Below are 4,161 nucleotides of genomic sequence, written 5' to 3'. Positions count from 1 at the left end.
CTATAAAACACATTGTTGTTCCTACCGAAACCGATGCGTTATTATTAGAAAACAACCTTATAAAAACGCTGCAACCACGATATAATATTTTGCTTCGTGATGACAAGACGTATCCTTGGATTTGTATTAAAAAAGAACCTTTTTCGAGATTATTTCCAACCCGAAAAATGATTAAAGATGGTTCCGAATATTTTGGGCCTTACACCAGTTTCAAAACAGTTTCTGTTATTTTAGAGTTAATCAAAGAATTGTATCCGCTACGAACTTGCAATTTCGATTTGAGCGAAAAAAATATCGAAAACCATAAATTTAAAGTTTGTTTAGAATATCATATTGGCAATTGCAAAGGTCCTTGCGAAGGTTTAGAAACGCTAGAAAATTATCAAACCCAAATAAATGCGATTCGTGAAATCTTGAAAGGAAATTTTGCAGCATCGATGAAAGATTTCAAAAAAGTGATGACCAATTTGGCTCAAAATATGCACTTTGAAGAAGCACAAAAGATAAAAGAAAAGATTGAAATTCTAGAAAATTATCAATCTCGTTCTACGATTATCAATCCAAAAATCACGAATATTGATGTGTTTTCTATCGTTTCGGACGAAGCTGCAGCATTTATCAATTTCCTCCAAATTTCGCATGGTTCTATAATTCGTTCCCATACTTTAGAAATAAAAAAGAAACTAGACGAAACCGATAAAGAACTGTTAGAATTAGCAATTATCGAACTCAGGGAACGTTTTCAGTTGCTTTCACGAGAAATTATAGTTCCTTTTGAGGTTGAAGTCGGTGAAAATATAAAAGTAACCGTTCCTCAATTAGGTGACAAAAAACAAATTCTGGATTTGTCTGTTCGTAATGCGAAGTTTTACAGAATAGAACAACTAAAGCAATTGCAAATCGTAGATCCGGAGAGACACGTGAATCGAATTATGGCACAAATGCAAAAAGATTTACGCCTTTCGGTCGAGCCACGACATATAGAATGTTTCGATAATTCGAACATACAAGGAACCAATCCTGTTGCAGCTTGTGTGGTTTTTAAAGATGGGAAACCCAGCAAAAAAGATTACCGTCATTTTAATATAAAAACAGTTGAAGGTCCAAACGATTTTGCATCTATGGAAGAAGTTGTTTATCGCAGATACAAACGATTACTCGATGAAAACCAACCGCTACCAAATTTAATTATTATTGATGGTGGAAAAGGACAATTGTCATCGGCACTCAAAATCATGGACGAGCTCGATTTGCGAGGAAAAATTGCCATTATTGGAATTGCAAAACGATTGGAAGAGTTATTTTATCCAGGAGATTCGGTTCCGTTGTATTTAGATAAAAAATCGGAAACATTAAAAATAATTCAGCAATTGCGAAACGAAGCACACCGTTTCGGAATAACCTTTCACAGAGACAAACGAAGCAAAGCAGCACTTAATTCATCAGTAGAATCCATCCCTGGAATTGGAGAAAAAACGATGCTAACATTAATAAAACATTTCAAAAGTGTTAAAAGATTAAAATTAGCATCAGAAAAAGAAATTTCTGACGTTATAGGTCTTTCAAAAGCCAAAAAAATTACCGACTTTTACAAAACTAAAGAGTAGAAATGAATAATTTTTATAAAACAGAAACAAGAAGCAAGAAGCAAGAAGTAAAAACCATTACTTTTTACTTCTTGCTTCTTGCTTCTTGTTTCTTTTCTCTAACTTCACAAGCGCAAGACATCATAAAAAAACCAAAAATTGGACTAGTCCTTAGTGGCGGCGGAGCAAAAGGGTTTGCACACATTGGAGTTCTTAAAGAAATTGAAAAAGCAGGAATAAAAATAGATTATATTGGCGGAACTAGCATGGGTGCTATAATTGGGGGTCTATATGCTTGTGGATATTCTGCCAACCAACTCGATTCGATTTTTAAAGGGACAGATTTCGACGAATTAATTCAAGATTTTGTACCAAGAAAAAACAAAACTTTTTACGAAAAAAGCAATGATGAAATGTATGCACTTGCGTTGCCATTTCAAAATTTCAAAATAACTATTCCAAAAGGATTGTCTAAAGGAATGTACAATTATAATCTTATGAGTAAGTTAACTCATAAAGTTAGACACATACAAGATTTTAATAAAATAAAAACGCCTTTTTTATGTATTGCAACAAATTTAGAGACTGGCGAAGAAAAAGTTTTTAAAAATGGCTCTTTACCATTAGTTTTGTCTGCAAGTGGTGCTTTTCCTACATTGTTTTCGCCAGTAGAAATTGATGGAAATTTGTATATTGACGGAGGTGTCGCTAATAATTATCCTATTGAAGAAGTACGCAAAATGGGTGCAGATATTATTATTGGCGTCGATGTACAAGATGATTTGAAGGATAGAGAAAAACTAGGAGGTGTTATGTCTATACTAACCCAAATTTCAAATTTTCAGATGATTGAAAAAATGAAAGGAAAAATGCTTCAAACAGACGTATACATTAGACCCAATGTTCAAGGTTTTTCTGTTATTTCATTTGATCAAGGCCAAGAAATTATAAAAAAAGGAGCTGAAGCTGCACTTTTAGTTAAAGACCAGTTGAGCAAACTAGGAACAAATTACAATAAAATCCCTGAAAGCACAACTAATATTGATAGTTTACACATTCAAGGGATTGGGATAGTTGGGAACGAAGATTATACACGTTCTTATGTAATTGGGAAACTTCGATTTAAATCAGGAAGCAAAATTAGCTACACAGATTTACATAGTGGTATAAACAACCTTAATGCAACACAAAATTTTAGTTCTATAAGTTATAGATTGCAAAAAGAAGATACTCAAGATATCTTGATGATTGATGTTAAAGAGAATCCTATAAAAACGTATTTTAAACTAGGTGCTCATTACGATGATTTATTCAAATCAAGTGCATTAATAAACGTTACTCAGAAAAACTTGTTTTTTAAAAATGACGTTGCGTCTTTCGATTTTATTTTAGGTGATAATATTCGATATAATTTAGATTATTATATAGACAATGGTTTTCATTGGAGTTTTGGATTAAAATCAAAGCTGAATCAGTTTAAAAGAAGCAGTAAAACAGATTTTAAAGGAGGTCAAATAATAACCCAATCAGATCTTAAAAGTATAAATATAGATTATCTAGATTTATCTAATCAAGCTTATTTGCAAACAATTTTTGCGCAGAGATTTCTCTTTGGTGTTGGGTTAGAACATAAATATGTAGAAGTGTTCTCAAATTCAATTCAGGACACAAAAACGTATTTAGACAAGAGTAATTATTTTTCGGTCATAGGATTTTTGAAATATGATTCGTTTAGTAATAAATATTTTCCAAAAAAAGGATGGTATTTTATAGGTGATGCACAATCGTTCTTATCGTCTTCAAATTATAATAATAATTTTAATCGTTTTACAAGTTTTAAAGCGGATGCAGGAATAGTTAGAACATTGTTCAAAAAAATTGCTGTAAAGCTTCAAACGGAAGGAGGTTTTTTAGTAGATACAGAAGTTAATAGTGTTTTCGACTATACGCTTGGAGGCTATGGATTTAATAAAATTAATAATCTCAAGCCATTTTATGGATATAATTTTTTAGAACTTTCAGGAAATAGCTACGTAAAAGCCAGTTTGTCATTTGATTATGAATTTGTAAAAAAGAATCATATAAATTTAACAACGAATTTCGCTAACATTGGAGATAATATTTTTGATAGCGAAGCTTGGGTATCTAGTCCTAAATACTCAGGTTATGCCTTAGGTTATGGTATGGAAACCCTTTTAGGGCCTATCGAAATAAAACAATCATGGTCGCCAGAAACGGGTAAGGGTTATACTTGGTTTACTGTTGGTTTCTGGTTCTAGAAACACATAACTGTTAAATTAATTTCAGAAAAAGAATTTTTTTATTGAATTGTTTTCAAAAAAGCCTATTTTTGGAACACTAAAAAACAAAACTTTATTTTTATGTCTATTTGGAGTAAAAAATCAATACCGTTATTGCTTGCAGAAGCATCAGAATCTGAAAAAGGATTAAAAAGAACATTAACTGCTTGGTCACTTGTAGCATTAGGGATTGGCGCCATTATTGGTGCTGGACTTTTTGTTAGAACTGCAACAGCAGCAGCGCAAAATGCTGGACCATCTGTAACCATAGGATT

General features: G+C 32.2%; 2 protein-coding genes and 1 pseudogene. All 3 read left to right on the top strand.

The genetic code is table 11. From position 1 onward, the window contains the following. Positions 1 to 1,607, top strand: a 1,607-nt coding sequence (uvrC, locus tag ACHZC3_RS05815) for an excinuclease ABC subunit UvrC (protein WP_394758937.1), incomplete at its 5' end; no start/stop codon positions are given. 2 nt (positions 1,608 to 1,609) lie between these two features. Next, positions 1,610 to 3,865 carry a patatin-like phospholipase family protein gene (locus tag ACHZC3_RS05810; RefSeq protein WP_394758936.1) on the top strand — a complete coding sequence of 752 codons (2,256 nt, stop codon included), beginning with the start codon at positions 1,610 to 1,612 and terminating at the stop codon, positions 3,863 to 3,865. Between the two features lie 102 nt (positions 3,866 to 3,967). Then, positions 3,968 to 4,161 (top strand): annotated as a pseudogene (locus ACHZC3_RS05805) (amino acid permease); the annotation flags it as partial.

Origin of the sequence: Flavobacterium sp. (genome assembly GCF_043720215.1) — a bacterium.
GTDB lineage: Bacteria > Bacteroidota > Bacteroidia > Flavobacteriales > Flavobacteriaceae > Flavobacterium.
Note: the sequence above shows the minus strand (reverse complement) of the source record. Positions and strands in the feature narration are given on the sequence as shown.

Bases quoted from the DNA above. Each gene is read 5' to 3' on its own strand.
- ACHZC3_RS05810 (WP_394758936.1), top strand. From the start codon at position 1,610: ATGAATAATTTTTATAAAACAGAAACAAGAAGCAAGAAGCAAGAAGTA.